Raw genomic sequence first — 18,328 nt, forward strand, 5'->3', positions numbered from 1 at the left:
ATCTATCACTTTTTGCCGGTAATGGATTCCATCGCGCCTTTGGTCAGCTTTTCGATTGCCTCGCGAGCATCGTTGACCGCCTGCAGGTTATGCTCGTTGGCAGAGCGCAAAGTTTCTTCCAGCCCCTTGGCGTAGGTCTGCTGCAGCGCCATCAGATCGGCAGGAGTCTTGCAGTTCTGCAACTCCTTGGTCTGAAGCATTGTTGCTTCGATGCACGCTTTGGTGCACTCCATCTGCTGACGTGTCAGATCCTCCAGCATCTTGGTCTGGATGTTAACGAGATCCTTGAAGGGTTCCATGGAGTCTGTGATGTGTTTGGTCATATCCTGAAACATGATTATCTCCTCGTTGTTTTTCTCTGGTCAGATGCAGGGCTGAGGAACTCTCATACCAGCCTCTGATATTATAATATTCTTATATTCATGATAATCCATTGTAGCCACTTCATGGCAAGTACCTTTACTATAGCAGCCCTTACTATAGTACCCCTGTAGAATCTTAAACATTCAAACATAAGGAGTCATCATGCGTTTACTACATACCATGCTACGAGTAGGAGACCTTGATAAGTCACTGAAGTTCTATACCGAAGTGCTGGGCATGACCCTGTTACGCAAGAACGATTATGCGGACGGACGCTTTACCCTGGCATTCGTTGGTTACGGTGATGAAGCCAGTAATACCGTGCTGGAACTGACGCATAACTGGGACACCGATCAGTATGATCTGGGCAAGGGCTATGGCCATATCGCAATTGAGGTGGACGACGTCTATGCCGCCTGTGATGAGATCAAAGCTCGCGGTGGCGAGGTGGTGCGAGAAGCAGGACCCATGAAGCATGGCAGCAGTGTACTGGCTTTTGTCCGCGATCCTGATGGCTATATGATTGAACTGCTGACACCGAAACGTAAAGACTAACCCGGATGTCTAACTGAAACTACGGTGCAGAGCCACTCTGTTTTGTTGTAAAATTGCGCACCTTAAGTACAAAATTAAGTACAAAAGCTGAATACAGAAGCTAAGCATTCGACAATAACAGCAACAGATCTTGATCACGAATGCATGCCGTTCCTGTAGTTGATTTTTTTGCTCACAGACTGACAAAGGCATGAATTTAATGAAGAACTCCGTTCGCATGGCCCTGTTTGGACTGACGCTTTCCGTGTCCGTAGCGTATGCCAGTGCCAACACGCTGAATCAGATTCAGCAATCGATCCAGTCCCAGGACTACACCACCGCCGTTACTCAGCTTCAGCCGCTGGTGCGCGATGGCGATCTCGATGCAACCCATCTGCTGGGAACCCTGTATGAAAATGGCTGGGGCGTTGAGGCCGACGAACGCGAAGCGATGCGCCTGTATGACGTGGGTGCACGCCAGGGGCACTTACCCAGTGTCACGAGCCTGCGGGCCATGCGTAACAAGACCTATGCGATCGAATTCAACCGGCTGCTTCCACTTGCCGAGGCAGGCGATGGCGACGCACAGAATCAGGTTGGTGTGATGTATGAGTTCGGTAACGGTGTCGAGCGCAATGCGGAGCTGGCTTTTCAGTGGTATCAACGTGCCGCTGAGCAGATGATTGTGTCTGCCTGGCACAACCTGGGGCGCAGCTATAATTTTGGTACCGGTACCGAGCAGGACTTTGCCGAAGCGGAAGCCTGGTACTTGCGTGCGGCTGAGCGCGGCTATACCGATTCCCTGTTTTTCCTCGGCACACTCTATGCCACCGATCACGGCGGTAATAACGAGCATGAGCCGGATATCATCGCCTATGCCTGGATGCAGAATGCTGCCGCTTTAGGAAACCAGACCGCCCAGCCGATCGCTCAGCGTTTGCTGATGAAGCTTGATGCCGAGCAAACTGAAGCAGCAGAGAAACTGGCAGAACGCTACAGAGAACGCTATGTTGCCCCTTATCGTTAACAGATAATTTCTACCATGGCTCAGAGCAATATCATTCAGGCACCACTCTTCCGCCCCCAACAGCGCCTGGTATTAGTGGTGGCTGCTGCCCTGTCGTTGCTGGCCGTTGTCTATCATGCTCTGGTGGCAGGCCCGCGTCAGGGCGTGATCATGCTGCTCGGAATTGCTCTGGGACTGACGCTCTATCACGCAGCTTTTGGCTTTTCCACCGCCTGGCGTACCCTGATCGTACAGCGTCGGGGCAAAGGGCTCCGTGCTCAGATGCTGATGCTGGCGGTAGCCGTCTGCCTGTTTTTTCCGGTACTGGGCGCTGGTGAGCTGTTTGGCCAGAGTGTCAACGGATTTATCAGACCCTTGGGCACCTCGGTGGTTGTCGGCGCCTTTCTGTTTGGCATCGGTATGCAGATTGCCAATGGCTGCGCCTCCGGTAATCTCTATCACGCCGGTGGTGGGCAGATCAGAGCCATCCCCAGCATTCTCGGGTTTATGGCCGGCGCCCTCTGGGCCACACACGATTACGACTGGTGGATGGCACAGCCACAGTTGCCGCCCTTTTCCAGCATAGATCAATTCGGCGTCCTGCTGGCCATAGTACTGAACCTGCTTTTATTTGCCGGCATCGCCCTCCTGACTATCTGGCTGGAAAAGCGCAGACACGGCCAGATCGAAGTCGACGCTGCAGGTAAGGGTCTGCCGCTTAAAATCCGCCTGCTGTCCGGCCCCTGGCCCTTCATCTGGGGTGCGGTTGTTCTGGCTCTGCTGAACTTTGCTACATTGGCTCTGACCGGTCGCCCCTGGGCGGTCTCGCTGGCTTACCCTCTGTGGGGCGCCAAGATGTCGGAACTGCTCGGACTGGGTATCGATTTCGAATTCTGGGATTACTGGGTCATGACCGGGCGTGATGCCGCACTGATGGCGCCTCTCGCATTTGATTCAGCCAGCGTCATGAATATCGGTATTTTCATCGGCGCCTTTCTGGCCGCAGCACTATCCGGCCACTTCTCAATCACCTGGCGCCTGCCACCCATGCAGTGGGTGGCAGCCGTGGTGGGAGGACTCCTGCTTGGCTATGGTGCCACTATCGCCTTTGGCTGCAATATAGGCGCCTTCTTCAGCGGCATAGCCTCCGGTAGCCTGCATGGCTGGCTATGGATGCTGGCAGCTTTCTTCGGTGGATTGGTAGGCACGCGCCTTCGCCCCCTGTTCAGCCTTCCACGCAGCTGATTTACGCCTCACACCAATAATGGAACAGATACATGTCACGCCCATACAACGATGAGATCCGCACTTCACCAGCAGGACTGGTCAGACGCCTGCTGGCCATGTTCTATGACCTGTTGCTGATCATCTCCATATGGATGCTGATCGGCTTTATCGCCGTCGCCATCAATGACGGCCAGGCTGTTGAGGGCCCGATCATGAAGGCCACCCTGTTTTCTACTACCTTTCTGTTTTTTGGCTTTTTCTGGACCCGGAACGGCCAGACATTGGGTATGCAGGCCTGGCGTCTTCGTGTGCAGACAATGGATGGTCGACGTTTGAGCTGGTGGCAGGCGCTGCTGCGCTACATGCTGGCTATCCCATCACTACTGGTATTTGGACTGGGTTATTTCTGGATGTTGTTCGGTGATGAACGACTGACCTGGCACGATCGTCTAAGCGATACCTGCGTGGTCCTACTACCCAAACGGGAGCGCAAATAAGTGATCAGTAGCCTGTCGTCAGACAGGCATTAACCAGCACGACGTAACATCAACCAACCAGCGCCACCGCAGATCAGAATGGGTATCAGAATAGCCAGAAAAGGGGGAAAGCCAAAAACGGTACTCGCCGGCCCCAACAGATCCTGAGCAAACTTGAACACCAGACCCAGCACTACCCCACTGATCACCCGCTGCCCGATCGGTACCGAGCGCAGCGGTCCGAAGATAAATGAGATACCTATCAGCACCAGCGCGCCGATGGACAGGGGCTGCAGCAGCTTGCCCCAGAACGCCAGCAGATAGGTATCCGCTTTTATTCCCTGAGCTTCCAGATACTCGGTGTAGGACCAGAGCCCGCTGATGGACAAGTCTTCAGGCTCCAGCACCACCACTGCCAGCAGATCGGGTGTCAAACCACTGTTCCAGCGTTCTTCAGCCAACAGCGCAGTTTCCGTGTGTGTACCCAGCAGGCGCGTCTCCTGGACCTGCTCAAGCAGCCAGACATCGCCTGCATAGCGCCCGATACGCGCATGGCTGCTGCGTATCAGCTGCATCTGATCATCAAACTGATAACGTGTCACGCCATGGATCACATCACCCGACTCAACCGCATTGATATGGATGTATTCTGTTCCCTCCTTGTGCCACACGCCGCCACGGACAAAGAAGGTACCATCTCCGGAGAGCGCCACCGCTCTGGCGCTTTGAGCCTTGCGTTCAGTCAGAGGGGCTACGAACTGGCCGATCACCATACCCATCACCGCCAGCAGCAGCACGGGTTTGAATACTGCCAGCAGAATACGCTGGGTGGAAAAGCCCGCCGCCCGCATGACGGTCAGCTCACTGTGAGAGGCGAGCATACCCAGCCCGATCATCGCTCCGACAAGCCCACCCAGTGGAATAAACTCATAGAGTCTGCGCGGTGCCGTCAGCGCAACATAGTGCAGTGCACCCACAAAGGTGTAGTGATCATTGAGGCGATCCAACTGATCAATCAATGCCATGAGGCAGTCCAGCCCGAGAATGATCAGCAAAACGATCGCAATGGCGGAGGCAACATGACTGGCGATGTAGCGCTCAAGAATATTCATGCTTTCCCGCTCCCGATTCTGCTCAGCAATCCATGAGGTACCAGGTGGCCAAACACTTTCGACCAGAAACGTCCGGCATACATCAGGTTCGCAGCCAGCACAATAAACAGCAGATGCGTGAGCCACAAAGCAGCCATCGGTAGCTGCCCCTTCTCCATGGAGGAGCGAACGGTTGTCAGAAGCCCAAGGTACAACAGATATACCAGAATGGACGGAATCAGCTTGGCAAAGCGACCCTGCCTTGGGTTGGTATGACTCAAGGGAACCGCCATCATTGCCACCACCAACGCCAGCACCGGTAAAGACAGGCGCCAGTGCAATGTAGCGCGTTCACGCTGATCATCACTGTTCAACAGAAATGCGGTTGGCTGTGCATCAAGATCCCGGATCTCGGAGGTCAACTCAGGCTCGGGCAACTGCACGCCATACTCCGAAAACTGCGTGTGTCTGAAGTCAGCCTGACCCGGCTGACCATCGAACCGGCTACCTTCAAGCAATACCAGAAAGCGTTTATTATTTTCCGGCATGATACGCCGCTCGGCCCGCTCAGCCACCAGCACGACCGGCTTGCCACTGTTGCCACGCTGAGTGATGAACACCTGCCTGAGTTGCCCCTCTTCCAGTGCTTCAGCATAGGTGACCTGTCCCTGCCCTGACTGCGACAGGAATCGCCCTGGTGTCACCAGATCGAGTTCACTGCGACCTTCCTGCTGCACAAAAACCTGCTCAGCTTTTGCCAACCCTGTTGGCGAGACATAAAGAGATAAACCGGCCACAATCGCCGCTACCAGACAGGCTGGCCCCAGCGTATAGAGCAGCAGCCGGTTGGGACTGAAACCCGTGGCACTGAAGACCACCATTTCACTGTCGAGATAGAGGCGCCCATACGCCAGTAGAATACCGAGAAACAACCCAAGCGGCAGCAACAGCTCCAGAAATCCCGGCAGACGATACATCAATACAAGCAAGACAGCACCGGCATCCAGCTTACCGGCAGCGGCATCGGCCAGATATTTTATCAAGCGGGCACTGGTGATAATCAGCATCAATACCGCTGTCACGGCGAAGGTGCTCTGCAACACCTCTCTGGTCAGATAGCGAAATATGATCAAGCAACAATCCTGGTTCTGAACATGGTTAGATGATGGGTAAATAGTTTATAGTGGCACCCAACATGGCCCAAAAGTAATCTGGGCCGCATTATTACTTAATCAGTTTGCAATGTCTTGTATGGAGTCATCATGAATTTCGAGATCGTTAACGGGAAGGCTGCAAAGATTGAAACAGGTTGTCTGATTGTAGCAGTGGAAGCAAACGCCAGCCTCTCACCTGCAGCTGCTGCTCTGGATAAAGCCAGCAAAGGCTATATCAGCGACCTGATCGAAACAGGTGATATCACCGGCAAGACCGGAGAGCAAGTGCTGCTGCACAAACTGCCCGGCGTTGCTGCCAAGCGTGTCATGATCGTTGGCGTCGGCTCATCCGAAGAGCGCAAAGATCGCCACTACCGTAAACTGATCAAGGCCGTAGATGCAACCTTGTTAAAGAGCGGTATCACCCAGGTTGTATTTGCTCTCGATGGACTGGCCAGTGCAAGCGATGATGTCTATCGCCAGACCCGTCTGCTGGTCGAGTGGGTATCCACAGATTTTTATCAGTACGACACCACCAAGAGCAAGAAGGCAGAAGCGATCAAGCTGGAGCAGATCTCAATCCTGCTCTCGGATGACGATACTGAACTGGGTGAAAGTGCCCTGCTTGATGGTGTTGCCATTGCCAATGGCATCAACACGGCGCGCGAACTCGGCAATCTGCCAGGCAATATCTGTACCCCAAGCTACCTGGCTGAGCGCGCCATCGCGCTGGCTGAAGAGTTTGACTCCATCGAGGTAGAAATTCTTGATGAAGAGGCGATGGGCGAACTGGGTATGAACAGCCTGCTGTCAGTCGGCAAGGGCAGTGCACAGCCCTCACGTCTGATCGTGATCAAGTATAGCGGTGATGACAGCGGTAGCGATCCACATGTACTGATCGGTAAAGGGATCACCTTTGACACTGGCGGCATCAGCCTGAAGCCAGGTGCCAATATGGACGAAATGAAGTTCGACATGTGTGGTGCGGCCAGTGTTATCGGTACCGCAGAAGCGATCGCCGAGATGCAACTGCCGATCAATGTCGTCGTGATCGTGGCTGCAGCTGAAAACATGCCGAGTGATCGTGCCAGCAAGCCGGGTGATGTCGTCACTACCCTGTCTGGCCAGACCGTTGAGATACTCAACACTGATGCTGAAGGCCGCCTGGTACTCTGTGATGCCCTGACCTACGCCAAGCGTTTCAATCCTGCCAGCGTTGTGGATGTTGCTACGCTGACCGGTGCCTGCATCATCGCACTGGGACATCACGCCACTGGGCTTATGTCCAACAACGAAGAGCTGGCCGACAGTCTGCTGCAGGCGGGCGACTATGCCTCCGATCGCGCATGGCCACTACCACTGTGGGATGACTATCAGGAACTGCTGGACAGCAACTTCGCGGATATCGCCAATATCGGTGGACGCTCTGCCGGTACCATCACCGCTGGTTGCTTCCTGTCCCGCTTCACCAAGGAGTATCGCTGGGCGCATCTCGATATTGCCGGTGTTGCATGGAACAGCAATGGCAAAGAGAAAGGTGCCACAGGTCGTTGCGTACCGCTGTTGAGCCAGTATCTGGTTAATCTGGTTGAAGCCGCAGAATAAACCGATACGCGTCCCTATCATGCCCAAGGCAAGCTACTACATCCTCAGCGACAGTGACGAAGACAGCCGTATGCGCTTCGCCTGTCGGCTGTGTGAAAAGATTCTGGCGCAGCAGCTGTCGGTATTTATCCTGACGCACAGCGAAAGCAGTGCCAAACGGCTGGACCAGTTGCTCTGGTCCTTCAAGCCGGACAGCTTTGTACCGCATCAACTGCTGGGCCAGATGCCAGCAGCCCCTATCGAGATAGGTCATGGCGATCAACTGCCAAGCCATCGTCAGGTTTTTCTGAATCTGGCTGGCGCGTTACCCGATGGTGCTCTCGCGTTTGAGCGCGTTGTCGAGATAGTGATTCAGCAGGAAGAGATACTGGCAGCAACCCGCAGCAATTTTCAGCGCTGCAAATTTGCCGGTTATGAGATGCAGACGCAGAAAACACCTGCTTCACGCTGAACAGCTGCTTATATTCATCACAAGTGATGACCTGGCAAAAACAGCTCTGCAAACTACAATCAGCCTGCGCAAAAGGCTATAATGGCCGGCTTCAGCGTTCAGGCAGACCCGACGTATCGCGCTGCAACCACGTCACTCAGTGCCCTGAAAACAGGCCCCGTTTCATTTAGACCGAGATCAGCATGGACAAGACTTATCAGCCCCACGAAATCGAAAGCTTCTGGTATGAAAAATGGGAGCAGAGCAACTATTTTGCCCCATCAGGAAAGGGTGATCCCTACAGCATCATGATCCCCCCGCCCAATGTCACCGGCAGTCTGCACATGGGGCATGCTTTCCAGGACACCATCATGGACAGCCTGATCCGTCATCAGCGCATGCTGGGTAAAAATACCCTGTGGCAGTCAGGCATGGATCATGCCGGTATCGCCACACAGATGCTGGTCGAACGCAAGATCGCCAATGAAGAGGGCAAGTCACGCCACGATCTGGGCCGTGACGCCTTCATCGAGAAGGTCTGGGAATGGAAAGAGGAGTCCGGTGGCTCCATCACGCGTCAGTTGCGCCGCATGGGCACGTCGATCGACTGGAGCCGCGAGCGCTTCACGATGGACGAGGGCTTTTACAAGGCGGTGCAGGAGGTGTTCATCCGCCTGTATGACGACAATCTGATCTACCGCGGCAAGCGTCTGGTCAACTGGGACCCGAAACTGCACACGGCGATCTCCGATCTCGAGGTCGAGAACAGGGACCTGAGCGGCAACCTCTGGCACTTCCGCTACCCGCTGGCCGATGGCGCCACTACCGCTGATGGCAAAGACTATATCGTGGTCGCCACCACGCGCCCCGAAACCATCCTCGGCGACAGCGCCGTGGCTGTGAATCCGAAAGATCCGCGCTACACCTCTCTGGTCGGCAAATTCATCACCCTGCCGCTGGTCGACCGCCGCATTCCGATCATTGCCGACGACTATGTCGAGGCTGATTTCGGCAGTGGCTGCGTCAAGATCACCCCGGCACATGACTTCAATGACTATGCCGTTGGCAAACGCCATCATCTGCCTCTGATCAACATTCTGGATCACGATGCCGCCATTCTGACTCGCTGCGAGATCTACAACAGTGATGGCAGCATCAACGGCGAACTGGATGATCGCCTGCCGGAGCAGTATCACAACCTGGATCGTTTCGATGCGCGCAAACTGATTATCAGCGAGTTTGAAGCAGCCGGACTGCTTGAGAAAATTGATGACCATGCTCTGAAAGTCCCCTATGGCGATCGCTCCGGCGTGGTGATTGAACCCCTGCTGACCGATCAGTGGTTTGTTGCAGTCGCTGATCTGGCCAAACCGGCCATTGCCGCGGTTGAAAACGGCGACATTCAGTTTGTGCCCAAGCAGTACGAAAACATGTACTTCTCCTGGATGCGTGACCTGCAGGATTGGTGCATCTCGCGCCAGCTCTGGTGGGGCCACCGCATTCCGGCCTGGTATGATGATGTCGGTAATATCTACGTTGCCCGTACCGAACTCGAAGCGCGTGAGAAATATCAGCTTGGCCACGACCTGCCACTGAAGCAGGACGACGACGTTCTGGATACCTGGTTCTCCTCTGCGCTATGGACTTTCGGCACGCTGGGCTGGCCCGAGCAGACCGAAGATCTGAAAACCTTCCACCCCAGCAGTGTGTTGGTGACAGGGTTTGATATCATTTTCTTCTGGGTCGCCAGAATGATCATGTTCACGCTGAAGTTCACCGACGAGGTGCCCTTCAAGACCGTGTATGTGCATGGACTGGTGCGCGATCAGGATGGACAGAAGATGTCCAAATCCAAAGGTAATGTCCTTGATCCACTGGATCTGATCGATGGTATCAAGCTCGAAGAACTGGTCGACAAGCGTACCGGCAACATGATGCAGCCTCAGTTGGCGAAGAAGATCGAACAGCAGACGCGCAAGCACTTCCCCGAGGGGATTGATGCCTATGGTACCGATGCGTTGCGCTTCACCTTCCTGTCGCTGGCTACCACCGGACGTGATATCAAGTTCGATATGAACCGTATGGAGGGTTATCGCAACTTCTGCAACAAGCTGTGGAATGCCGCCCGCTATGTGTTGATGAACACTGAAGAGCATGACTGCGGTGCTGAGGGTGGTGACGTCGAACTGACACTGGCAGATCGTTGGATCATCTCCCGTCTGCAGGAAACCGAGCAGCAGATTGCGCGCCACTTCGAGGAATATCGTTTCGATCTGCTGTCGAGCGCGCTGTATGAGTTTGTCTGGAACGAATACTGCGACTGGTATCTGGAGCTCTCAAAACCGGTACTCTGGGATGAGCAGGCACCAGCTGCACGACTGCGCGGTACTCGCCGCACACTGGTGCGCGTACTGGAGGCGATACTTCGCCTGGCACACCCGATGATGCCTTATATCACCGAAGCAATCTGGCAACGTGTTGCACCGCTGGCTGGCAAGCAGGGTGATACCATCATGCTGCAGCCTTACCCACTGGCAGAGGAGCACAAGCTTGATCCGCAGGCAACTGCTGATATCGAGTGGTTGAAGGCAGTGATGCTGGCGATTCGTAATATCCGTGGCGAGATGAATATCGGCCCCGGCAAGGCGATCAATATTCTGCTGCGCAACGCCTCTGCCGAAGATCTGAGTCGCCTGGAAGCCAATCGCACTTCGCTGGTCAAGCTGGCAAAACTGGATCAGATCACCATACTCGCCGAAGGCGAAGAAGCACCCATGTCAGCCACCGGTCTGGTCGGCAGCATGGAGATTCTGGTACCCATGGCAGGGTTGATCGACAAGGATGCAGAGCTGGCCCGTCTGGCCAAAGAGCTGGACAAGCTGCAGAAGGAGATCGCTCGACTGGATGGCAAGCTGAGCAATGCCGGATTTGTCAGCAAAGCCCCTGCCGATGTCGTGGAGAAGGAGCGCAGCAAACTCAGTGATATGCGCGAAGCCTTTACCCGTCTGCAGGATCAACAGACGAGTATCAGCGCCATTTAGTCAGTGACTGATAGAGTGCCCGCACAAGTGCTGTCGGGCGCTCTGTTTCTGTCAACCAGGATTCAGTCAACCAGTTCAATATTGATCCGCTTGTTCTGCTTACCCTTGCTCTTGATGCTGGGGACTCTCACCTGCCCCACCTCAGCAATATTGCGCAGATGTGTGCCACCACACGGCTGGTAATCCAAGAGATAGTCATTCCTGGCGATCCTCACCATACGAATCGATCCCTGCCCTCGTGGCGGCTGCACACTCATGGTTCTGACCAGATCCGGCTGTTCATCCAGCACTGACTCGGGCAGCCATTCAGTTGAGACCTCAGCACCTTGCGCTATCAGGTCGTTGAGCTGCTGCTCCAGTACACGCTTATCCAGTGGTTCGGTCAGATCAAACTCCGCCCGGCTCTGCTGCTCGCCAACATTACCACCGGTGACCGGATCCTTGATCAGGTGACAAAGCAGATGCAGACAGGTGTGCATTCGCATCAGCCGATAGCGTCTATCCCAGTCAAGTTGCAAGCTGACCTGGGTACCAGGCTCAAGCGTCAGAGGTTCTGCGAGGTGATGTTCGATCTGGCTGCGATCCTGATTGTATCGGGTATCCAGTATATCGATACGGCGCCCGTCAACCAGTAATGCCCCCGTGTCACCCGGCTGACCGCCACCATGGGGATAGAAAATCGTGTCAGCCAGGATCAGACGCTGCTCAGTCAGTGAAACCACTGAGGTGTCCAGCACGGTCTGATAGGCATCCTGATAAAACTGATACATATTCATTGCAATAGTCCGACCTCAAACTGCGCCCGACAGCAACAGGCTATCGGGCAACGGTGTTGAAAATACAATCTATTGCAGTGTAACTGTCGAGTGGAGGCCTGCAAGAATTAAAATGTCGCCATAACAATTCCTGCATACAAACAGTCGCTCGGGATTATTTCTTGTTGCCGTTCTCATTCATCAACTGACGCACCTTTATACCGGCCCAGATCATCACTGCAGTAATTCCGATGATGCCGATCAGGCTGGGAATCAGTACTTCCATGCTATGTACATCAATACCGAACATAAGTCACCTCACACGTTTCTGTTCAAACTTTGTACAAGCATACCGCCTCCCCAGCTTGCCTATATTGACGCAGCTCAATGAACTGTCCTGTTCCCGGATTTAAGAGCAGATACAGATTTTCCACGTCAATAGAAAGCAGATAAATCTGATATATCGAACTAAACTGAAATCAGATATCCGCTAAGCGAGGAGCAGACGATGCCTAAACGTGTGAAATCCTGGAATGCAGCCCAGGTGCTGAAAATGAATGAAGAAACCTTTATGGTTGAGGTGCTGGACATGATCAAGTTCTCACCGGATAACGGCGAAAGCGATATGTCTATCGCGCTGATGAAAGCCAAGCTCGATGCCATAGAGGAAGCTCTCCAGCTTCGCCTGCACACTAAACAGGGTCAGTAATCCCTGTGAAGATGCCGAACCCGGGACAATAACCAGGTTCGGCCCAACGTTCTTCCCTCAACCCTTATCCTCAACCCCCAATTTTCATCACTACCCTCTACATCGCGCTATCTACACCTCCTGCCTGAAAGCCAAAATGCCGCTAATAATATGAGTGCCTCTGATAACAAGAGCACTGCTGCAATCAAATATCTGATTTATTAATTTCAAAATACACAACATCAAAAATTGATTGCGACTCTTTAAGATTATAAAAATTCTTCCCCCTGCAGCAAAATAATCTAACCAACACATTCAATAATTTATATATTTTTCAATAACTTATATCTTTCACCTGATCACTCTGAAACCACCACGATTTATTTTAAAAAACCTATTATTTTCAACTGGTTACCGACAATAATAATTCATAATAATGTTGAGAATAGTCAATACTAGATATATAATTATCATTATATCTATTTGAATAGTCTAAAAAGGAAAGTGATTATGCAGGAAAAAGAGATCAGGCTTCTTTTTAAAGCAGGCGTATTTGAATCCTGTCAGGCAATACCTATCGCCATGTCACGTGGATGGACCTTGAAATTCATCACACGTAATCAGGAGGAGGTAACGCTGAACCTGCAACGCTCACAGACTGAACGAGAGTTCAAAAGCCTGGATGGCGCCGCGGCAGTTGCACGCAGAGTGGGGTTTGACTGGCTGAATGTTCAGATTGGTGAACTGAAGTGGCGTGAAAAAGTAGCGTGAAAAAAATAGTGTGAGAAATTACCTGACACCCGTTGCGAGTGCCAGGAATACCGAGATGTCATGACAAGAGTGGCTGCGCCTCAATCAAGGCTGTAGACGAGTCAACACCCAGTTACCCTGCTGATCCAGGGCATAGACAAAGCGATCATGCAGACGATTTTCACGCCCTTGCCAGAACTCGAAACGCTGAGGGTGTAACAAGTAACCGCCCCAGGACGCCGGGCAGGTCACAGCAGCATCACCCACCTGCTCCTGCAAACGCTTCACTGCGTCTTCCAGCACCTCGCGGGAGGCAACCGGAGCGCTCTGACTGGACACAGCAGCACTCAGTTGACTGCCCAGTGGCCGCTCACTGAAGTAGGCTTGAGCCTCATCATGATTCAAGCGTGAAACACTACCACGCACCCTTACCTGCCGCTCCAACCCCTTCCAGTAGAAAAGAAGCTCTGCTTGTGGATTGCTCAGCAGATGCTGCCCTTTTTCACTTTCATAGTTGGTGAACCAAGCAAACCCCTGCGCATCAAAACGCTTAAGCAACACGATACGCACAGCTGGCATCCCCTCACTGTCGGCCGTGGCCAGCGCCATGGAGGTCGCATCATCCGGGTGAGCAAGGCGAGCAGCCTCAAGCCATTGAGCGAACTGAGCCGTCGGATCTGCCAGCAGATCTCTGCGGTGTAAGCCCTCGGCGACATACTCTCGCCTCAGAGTACTGATATCCTGGTCTTTCATTCCTAGATCTCCGATTTCAAGTCGGTCATACTATAAACGAATTTACTTTTTCTGCAGTGCCTCAGATCAATATCTGTTGCGCTAGGCTGCCATCAGGGATGATTACGATCGCTCAACCTCTTTATCAACGGAGCAGCAGATGATGCGCACTCTGCGTCTGTTTATTTTTTTATCAATGCTGATTAATCCTGTGATGTCGACTGCTGTAGAGTCTTCGATCACTATCAGTGTTGGCGAATGGCCTCCCTTTCTGTCCGAAGATCAGATGCACAAGGGATTCATTGCGCATCTGATATCCGATATTTTTGCAGCTGAAGATATCGAGGTAACCTTTGAATTTCTTCCCTGGGGTCGGGCCTACACAGATGCGGCTGACGGCTACTTTGCTGCGACAGCTATCTGGATGCACCAGACCGATCGTGAGGCAGATTTTCATTACAGTGACCCGGTTCTGGAGGAGCAGTTCGTTTTTTTTCATCTGGCCGAACGGCCATTGGAGTGGGATAGTGTAGAGGATTTGCGCGGCATGAACCTGGGAGGCGGCATCGGTTACAGCTACGGCCCGGATTTTGACAAGGCACTGCAATCCGAGCTGTTCACACTGGAACGTGTTGCTTCAACGCAACAGAATTTCCTGCGACTGCTGGCTGGCTATATTGACGCATTTCCGGAAGAGCGCAGTGTCGGGTATTACACACTGCAGCATAGCCTGCCTCAGGTAGACGCCTCCTTTTTTACCCATCACCCTCTACCACTGCTGAATAATAACAGTTTTCTGCTCTTCCCCAGATCTCTGGACAGCAGCAGTGAGTTGATGGCACGATTTAATAAACGTCTGCAGATCTTTCGCGATACCGGGCTTTACCAGCAGTATTTCAACGATTTTGATGCAGGACTCTATGCTCTGCCAGATACTGCCAATGATTCCTGAACAAGCCGAACTGATCGCCTGTCACGAGTGTGACCTGCTGCTGCAACGACCCATCATTCTGGATAGTCAGGCGGCACGATGTCCACGTTGCGGTTCCACACTCATTTCCGCCAGACACAACAGTATCGAGCGCAGCCTGGCACTCTCCAGTGCTGGCCTGATTCTGATTCTGCCGGCTGTCTCTTATCCCCTGCTGACACTTGAACTGATGGGCAATGCTCAAAGTCAGACCATCTTCACCAGCGCCATGGCACTGTTCAATGATGGTCTGTGGTTTCTGGCTCTGCTGGTATTGCTGTTTGCCATGATCGTGCCTGCCTGCAAGCTGTTGCTACTCTTCTGGGTCAGTCTGGCACTGCATTTATCCATAAAACTGCCGGGCCTGCCCTTCGCCATGCGCAGCTATCAACATCTGGATGAGTGGGGCATGCTGGAGGTCTATATGCTCGGTACTCTGGTATCGATCATCAAACTCAGCTCCATGGCTACTCTGTTGCCAGGAGTCGGCCTTATCTGCCTCGCTGGGCTGATTGTCGTGACCACACTGAGTTCATCGATGCTTGATCGTGACCTGTTCTGGCATCAGATAGGCCAGCTCAGAAGTAAGCTCAGAAACAAAAAGTCAGGCAAGCATGAACATGGATAACAGTACTGCACGCTACAGAAGTGCGATTGATGCAGGGTTGCTCACCTGCCATGACTGTCATGCGCTCTGGCCCCTGACGATGGAGAGTGAGCACTGCAGGCGCTGTGGTGCAGAGCTTCATGTTCGCAAACCTAATGCCATGATCCGCACCTGGGCGCTGATTCTGACCGCAACCTTCCTGCTATTACCGGCGAACCTGCTGCCCATCATGCTGATCACCAGCCTTGGCCATCAGCAACCGGCCACCATCATCGGCGGCGTAATTGAACTCGGCAGCCATGGTATGTATGGCATTGCATTCATTGTTCTGGCTGCCAGTGTACTGATCCCGCTGGGAAAGCTGCTGGGATTGCTGATCATGCTTGCCGCTCTGCAACTGGGGTGGACCACCAATATGCAGCAGAAGATGGCGATGTTTCGTCTTGTTCACTGGATCGGCCGCTGGTCGATGCTGGATATTTTTGTTGTCGCCGTTCTGGTCGCACTGGTACAACTGGGCAATATCGCCCAGATCAGCGGACAACCGGGAGCAACCGCTTTTGCTGGTGTAGTGATCTGCACCATGCTGGCCGCCAACAGTTTTGATACACGTCTCATCTGGGACCGACATATGACACAGGATACGCATACTGATGAGCAACGAGCCGATACCTGAGCGCGCGATTATCCGCCAACACAAGGGGCCCTCTGTCGTATGGCTGCTGCCACTGCTGGCCGCGCTGATTGCTGGATGGCTGGGATACAAGAGCTACACCGAAGCCGGCATCATGATCGAGGTGGTGTTCAACTCGGCCGAGGGGCTGGAGGCTGGTAAAACCCGGGTGCTGTACAAAGGTCTGCCCGCCGGTGAAGTCCGCTCCATGCATCTGAATCAAGATATGCGCACCATCACCGCTCGGATCGAAATGCATGCCAGCGCTGAGCCGGTGCTGACAGATGATGCGCTGTTCTGGCTGGTCAAACCCGAGGTATCCCTGTCCGGCGTCAGTGGCCTTGAAACGCTGCTCTCGGGCTACTATATCGGCGTCAGACCCGGTACCGGAGCACCGGCACGCCAGTTTACCGCCACACCGGATGCACCCATCGCAGAACATGATGAAGAGGGGCTTTATATCTCCCTCTATGCTGAGTCCGCCCGCTCACTCAGCCGTGGTTCTCCGGTTTATTTCCGTGATATGGAGATTGGCAGAGTGCTCGACTATCGGCTGACTGACGATTATCAGCAGGTCATCGTTGATCTCTACATCGACCCGAATTACAGCCATTTGATTCGCAAGCACTCACGCTTCTGGAATGCCAGTGGCATAGAGATCAGTGCCAATCTGCCGGACCTGACGCTGCGTATGGGCTCACTGGCCTCGATCCTGGCCGGTGGTATTCAGGTACATACACCCGATAACGGCGATGTGCCATCAGCTGAGCAAGGTGATCAGTTTCTGTTGTATCCAAGCTACGAAGCTGCCGAGGATGGCATCCAGGTGTATGTTGAATTCCCGGGCACCACTTATCTCAGGGAAGGTACTGAAGTGTTCAGTCGTGGCGTACAGATAGGTCGCGTTACCGGAACCCGTATCAGCGATGATCTGCAAAATCTGCAAGCACGCCTGCTGATTGATCCCCGTGCCCGCGGACTGCTCAGAGAAGGTAGCCGTTTCTGGATCAATCGAGCCGATCTGTTCAACGAACAACCCAATCTGCAGAACCTGCTGCGCGGCCAGCATGTTGAGCTGATACCGGGAACCGGTGGCGAGCGTTTTCGCTTTCGTGCCGTTGAAACACCCGCCATTCTTCCGGCCAGTTTCACGGGTCTGGCAATTCAACTGCGGGCAGATTCTCTCGGGTCTATCCGACGCGGCAGCCCGATACTCTATCGCGAAATGGCCGTTGGTGAAGTGCTTGGTCACGAGTTGAGTGACGCAGGCGATCAGGTGATTATTCACGCCATGATTCGTCAACGCTATCAGCATCTGGTGCGGGAGGGCTCACGCTTCTGGAACGCCAGCGGCATCCGCTCTCGCTTTGATCTGCAACAGGGGCTGCAGATAGAGACTGCCAGCCTTGCTGCCATCGCTGCAGGCGGCATCGCTTTTGCCTCCGACACAAATGCAGCTCCGGCAAGTGCTGGAGTACCCTTCACTCTCTACCCTGATGAGCGTTCCAGTCAAGAAAGTTACTTATCCATTCAGATAGAGTTCCCGCCCGGCCCCTCGTTGCAAGCTGGCAGTCAGATACGTTTTCGCGACCAGGTGGTGGGCCTGATCGACAATCTGAAGGTGCTCGACAGTACCGGACGACTGATGGCCCAGGCAATACTCTATCAGGAGGGGCATTTTCTGGCCCGCAGTGGCACCACTTTCTGGGTAGTGGAGCCTCAGATCCGCCTCACCGGAATCGAACATGCCGAAGGACTGCTCACCGGTAACCATGTCGCTGTCGAGCCAGGCAGAGGTGAGGAAACGACTCGTTTTGTCGCACTTGATGAACCGCCAGCCTGGCGCCCAAGACCCGGGCTAAATCTGGTCCTCACCTCACCAACACTTGAATCGCTCGTTATCGGCAGCAATGTGTTTCACCGTGGCGTGGCCGTCGGCCAGATTACCGGGTTCCAACTCAGTCAGGATGCCAGTCGTGTCGAAATCTACGCCAATATCCGACCTCGCTATGAGCAACTGATCAATCAGAGCAGTGTTTTTCGTAATATCGGCGGGCTCAGAGCCAGCGCCGGATTATTCAAAGGTGTTGATATCAGTGCACAAAGTCTGGAAACGATCCTCGCAGGTGGCATAGAATTCACCACCCCCGGCGCAGCTGAGCCAGTAAGCGATGGCTCACATTTTCAGTTGCTTCAGGCCGACAACCGCTGACAGGAAAGGACAAA

The 18,328-nt window shown here is 53.6% G+C and carries 19 protein-coding genes; 13 read left to right on the forward strand and 6 right to left on the reverse strand.

Annotated features, from left to right (window positions below; genetic code table 11):
• Positions 1-5 precede the first annotated feature (5 nt).
• Positions 6-335, reverse strand: coding sequence for a phasin family protein (locus ACK3CJ_RS17090; RefSeq protein WP_409523421.1), 330 nt, complete (start codon positions 333-335; stop codon positions 6-8).
• 190 nt (positions 336-525) lie between these two features.
• Between ACK3CJ_RS17090 and gloA the strand changes: the two genes are divergently transcribed.
• The 4 genes from gloA (at position 526) to ACK3CJ_RS17110 (ending at position 3,627) form a co-directional block, all read left to right on the forward strand.
• Positions 526-918, forward strand: a complete 393-nt coding sequence (gene gloA, locus ACK3CJ_RS17095; protein ID WP_409523422.1) for a lactoylglutathione lyase — start codon at positions 526-528, stop codon at positions 916-918.
• Positions 919-1,117: 199 nt separating this feature from the next.
• On the forward strand, positions 1,118-1,924 hold the full coding sequence (locus ACK3CJ_RS17100; RefSeq protein WP_409523423.1) for a tetratricopeptide repeat protein: 807 nt from the start codon (positions 1,118-1,120) through the stop codon (positions 1,922-1,924).
• A gap of 15 nt (positions 1,925-1,939) precedes the next feature.
• Positions 1,940-3,148, forward strand: coding sequence for a YeeE/YedE family protein (locus ACK3CJ_RS17105; RefSeq protein ID WP_409523424.1), 1,209 nt, complete (start codon positions 1,940-1,942; stop codon positions 3,146-3,148).
• Between the two features lie 32 nt (positions 3,149-3,180).
• The gene (locus ACK3CJ_RS17110; RefSeq protein ID WP_409523425.1) at positions 3,181-3,627 is read left to right on the forward strand and encodes an RDD family protein; all 447 of its coding nucleotides are present in this window, start codon (positions 3,181-3,183) and stop codon (positions 3,625-3,627) included.
• 29 nt (positions 3,628-3,656) lie between these two features.
• Here ACK3CJ_RS17110 and lptG read toward each other — a convergent pair whose 3' ends face one another.
• Together lptG and lptF are read right to left on the reverse strand one after the other, a co-directional pair.
• Complete coding sequence (lptG, locus tag ACK3CJ_RS17115) at positions 3,657-4,718, reverse strand: LPS export ABC transporter permease LptG (RefSeq protein ID WP_409523426.1); 1,062 nt, start codon at positions 4,716-4,718, stop codon at positions 3,657-3,659.
• Entirely contained in the window at positions 4,715-5,830 is a 1,116-nt protein-coding gene (gene lptF / locus ACK3CJ_RS17120; protein WP_409523427.1) for an LPS export ABC transporter permease LptF, read from the reverse strand. Before lptF ends, lptG begins: the two co-directional genes overlap by 4 nt.
• Before the next feature lie 129 nt (positions 5,831-5,959).
• Between lptF and ACK3CJ_RS17125 the strand changes: the two genes are divergently transcribed.
• The 3 genes from ACK3CJ_RS17125 to ACK3CJ_RS17135 all read left to right on the forward strand — a co-directional run bounded on the left by ACK3CJ_RS17125 (position 5,960) and on the right by ACK3CJ_RS17135 (position 10,927).
• Positions 5,960-7,456, forward strand: a complete 1,497-nt coding sequence (locus tag ACK3CJ_RS17125) for a leucyl aminopeptidase (RefSeq protein WP_409523428.1) — start codon at positions 5,960-5,962, stop codon at positions 7,454-7,456.
• Positions 7,440-7,907, forward strand: coding sequence for a DNA polymerase III subunit chi (locus tag ACK3CJ_RS17130; protein WP_409523429.1), 468 nt, complete (start codon positions 7,440-7,442; stop codon positions 7,905-7,907). Before ACK3CJ_RS17125 ends, ACK3CJ_RS17130 begins: the two co-directional genes overlap by 17 nt.
• A gap of 182 nt (positions 7,908-8,089) precedes the next feature.
• Positions 8,090-10,927, forward strand: a complete 2,838-nt coding sequence (locus ACK3CJ_RS17135; RefSeq protein ID WP_409523430.1) for a valine--tRNA ligase — start codon at positions 8,090-8,092, stop codon at positions 10,925-10,927.
• 62 nt (positions 10,928-10,989) lie between these two features.
• On the opposite strand, the gene ACK3CJ_RS17140 is transcribed toward ACK3CJ_RS17135, so the two are convergent.
• Together ACK3CJ_RS17140 and ACK3CJ_RS17145 are read right to left on the reverse strand one after the other, a co-directional pair.
• The gene (locus ACK3CJ_RS17140) at positions 10,990-11,703 is read right to left on the reverse strand and encodes an alanyl-tRNA editing protein (RefSeq protein WP_409523431.1); all 714 of its coding nucleotides are present in this window, start codon (positions 11,701-11,703) and stop codon (positions 10,990-10,992) included.
• Between the two features lie 154 nt (positions 11,704-11,857).
• On the reverse strand, positions 11,858-11,992 hold the full coding sequence (locus tag ACK3CJ_RS17145) for a hypothetical protein (RefSeq protein ID WP_409523432.1): 135 nt from the start codon (positions 11,990-11,992) through the stop codon (positions 11,858-11,860).
• Between the two features lie 198 nt (positions 11,993-12,190).
• Between ACK3CJ_RS17145 and ACK3CJ_RS17150 the strand changes: the two genes are divergently transcribed.
• A complete protein-coding gene (locus ACK3CJ_RS17150; protein WP_409523433.1) occupies positions 12,191-12,391 on the forward strand; it encodes a hypothetical protein in 201 nt (66 codons plus the stop codon).
• 489 nt (positions 12,392-12,880) lie between these two features.
• Positions 12,881-13,141: a hypothetical protein gene (locus ACK3CJ_RS17155; protein WP_409523434.1), complete on the forward strand. Its 261-nt coding sequence runs from the start codon at positions 12,881-12,883 to the stop codon at positions 13,139-13,141.
• An 84-nt stretch (positions 13,142-13,225) separates the two neighbouring features.
• On the opposite strand, the gene pdxH is transcribed toward ACK3CJ_RS17155, so the two are convergent.
• Complete coding sequence (pdxH, locus tag ACK3CJ_RS17160) at positions 13,226-13,873, reverse strand: pyridoxamine 5'-phosphate oxidase (RefSeq protein ID WP_409523435.1); 648 nt, start codon at positions 13,871-13,873, stop codon at positions 13,226-13,228.
• Between the two features lie 139 nt (positions 13,874-14,012).
• Between pdxH and ACK3CJ_RS17165 the strand changes: the two genes are divergently transcribed.
• Genes ACK3CJ_RS17165 through ACK3CJ_RS17180 form a run of 4 tightly spaced genes read left to right on the forward strand, consistent with a single transcriptional unit; the run spans position 14,013 to position 18,314 of the window.
• On the forward strand, positions 14,013-14,804 hold the full coding sequence (locus tag ACK3CJ_RS17165; protein WP_409523436.1) for a substrate-binding periplasmic protein: 792 nt from the start codon (positions 14,013-14,015) through the stop codon (positions 14,802-14,804).
• Entirely contained in the window at positions 14,794-15,450 is a 657-nt protein-coding gene (locus tag ACK3CJ_RS17170; protein WP_409523437.1) for a paraquat-inducible protein A, read from the forward strand. Before ACK3CJ_RS17165 ends, ACK3CJ_RS17170 begins: the two co-directional genes overlap by 11 nt.
• Positions 15,443-16,105, forward strand: a complete 663-nt coding sequence (locus tag ACK3CJ_RS17175; protein WP_409523438.1) for a paraquat-inducible protein A — start codon at positions 15,443-15,445, stop codon at positions 16,103-16,105. The genes ACK3CJ_RS17170 and ACK3CJ_RS17175 overlap by 8 nt, the downstream gene beginning before the upstream one ends.
• Positions 16,083-18,314, forward strand: coding sequence for a PqiB family protein (locus tag ACK3CJ_RS17180; protein WP_409523439.1), 2,232 nt, complete (start codon positions 16,083-16,085; stop codon positions 18,312-18,314). The genes ACK3CJ_RS17175 and ACK3CJ_RS17180 overlap by 23 nt, the downstream gene beginning before the upstream one ends.
• Positions 18,315-18,328: the final 14 nt, after the last annotated feature.

It is taken from the genome of Nitrincola salilacus (assembly GCF_046271865.1).
GTDB classification, from domain to species: domain Bacteria; phylum Pseudomonadota; class Gammaproteobacteria; order Pseudomonadales; family Balneatricaceae; genus Nitrincola; species Nitrincola salilacus.

Bases quoted from the DNA above. Each gene is read 5' to 3' on its own strand.
- ACK3CJ_RS17090 (WP_409523421.1), bottom strand. From the start codon at position 335: ATGTTTCAGGATATGACCAAACACATCACAGACTCCATGGAACCCTTC.
- gloA (WP_409523422.1), top strand. From the start codon at position 526: ATGCGTTTACTACATACCATGCTACGAGTAGGAGACCTTGATAAGTCA.
- ACK3CJ_RS17100 (WP_409523423.1), top strand. From the start codon at position 1,118: ATGAAGAACTCCGTTCGCATGGCCCTGTTTGGACTGACGCTTTCCGTG.
- ACK3CJ_RS17105 (WP_409523424.1), top strand. From the start codon at position 1,940: ATGGCTCAGAGCAATATCATTCAGGCACCACTCTTCCGCCCCCAACAG.
- ACK3CJ_RS17110 (WP_409523425.1), top strand. From the start codon at position 3,181: ATGTCACGCCCATACAACGATGAGATCCGCACTTCACCAGCAGGACTG.
- lptG (WP_409523426.1), bottom strand. From the start codon at position 4,718: ATGAATATTCTTGAGCGCTACATCGCCAGTCATGTTGCCTCCGCCATT.
- ACK3CJ_RS17125 (WP_409523428.1), top strand. From the start codon at position 5,960: ATGAATTTCGAGATCGTTAACGGGAAGGCTGCAAAGATTGAAACAGGT.
- ACK3CJ_RS17135 (WP_409523430.1), top strand. From the start codon at position 8,090: ATGGACAAGACTTATCAGCCCCACGAAATCGAAAGCTTCTGGTATGAA.
- ACK3CJ_RS17140 (WP_409523431.1), bottom strand. From the start codon at position 11,703: ATGAATATGTATCAGTTTTATCAGGATGCCTATCAGACCGTGCTGGAC.
- ACK3CJ_RS17145 (WP_409523432.1), bottom strand. From the start codon at position 11,992: ATGTTCGGTATTGATGTACATAGCATGGAAGTACTGATTCCCAGCCTG.
- ACK3CJ_RS17150 (WP_409523433.1), top strand. From the start codon at position 12,191: ATGCCTAAACGTGTGAAATCCTGGAATGCAGCCCAGGTGCTGAAAATG.
- ACK3CJ_RS17155 (WP_409523434.1), top strand. From the start codon at position 12,881: ATGCAGGAAAAAGAGATCAGGCTTCTTTTTAAAGCAGGCGTATTTGAA.
- pdxH (WP_409523435.1), bottom strand. From the start codon at position 13,873: ATGAAAGACCAGGATATCAGTACTCTGAGGCGAGAGTATGTCGCCGAG.
- ACK3CJ_RS17165 (WP_409523436.1), top strand. From the start codon at position 14,013: ATGATGCGCACTCTGCGTCTGTTTATTTTTTTATCAATGCTGATTAAT.
- ACK3CJ_RS17170 (WP_409523437.1), top strand. From the start codon at position 14,794: ATGATTCCTGAACAAGCCGAACTGATCGCCTGTCACGAGTGTGACCTG.
- ACK3CJ_RS17175 (WP_409523438.1), top strand. From the start codon at position 15,443: ATGGATAACAGTACTGCACGCTACAGAAGTGCGATTGATGCAGGGTTG.
- ACK3CJ_RS17180 (WP_409523439.1), top strand. From the start codon at position 16,083: ATGAGCAACGAGCCGATACCTGAGCGCGCGATTATCCGCCAACACAAG.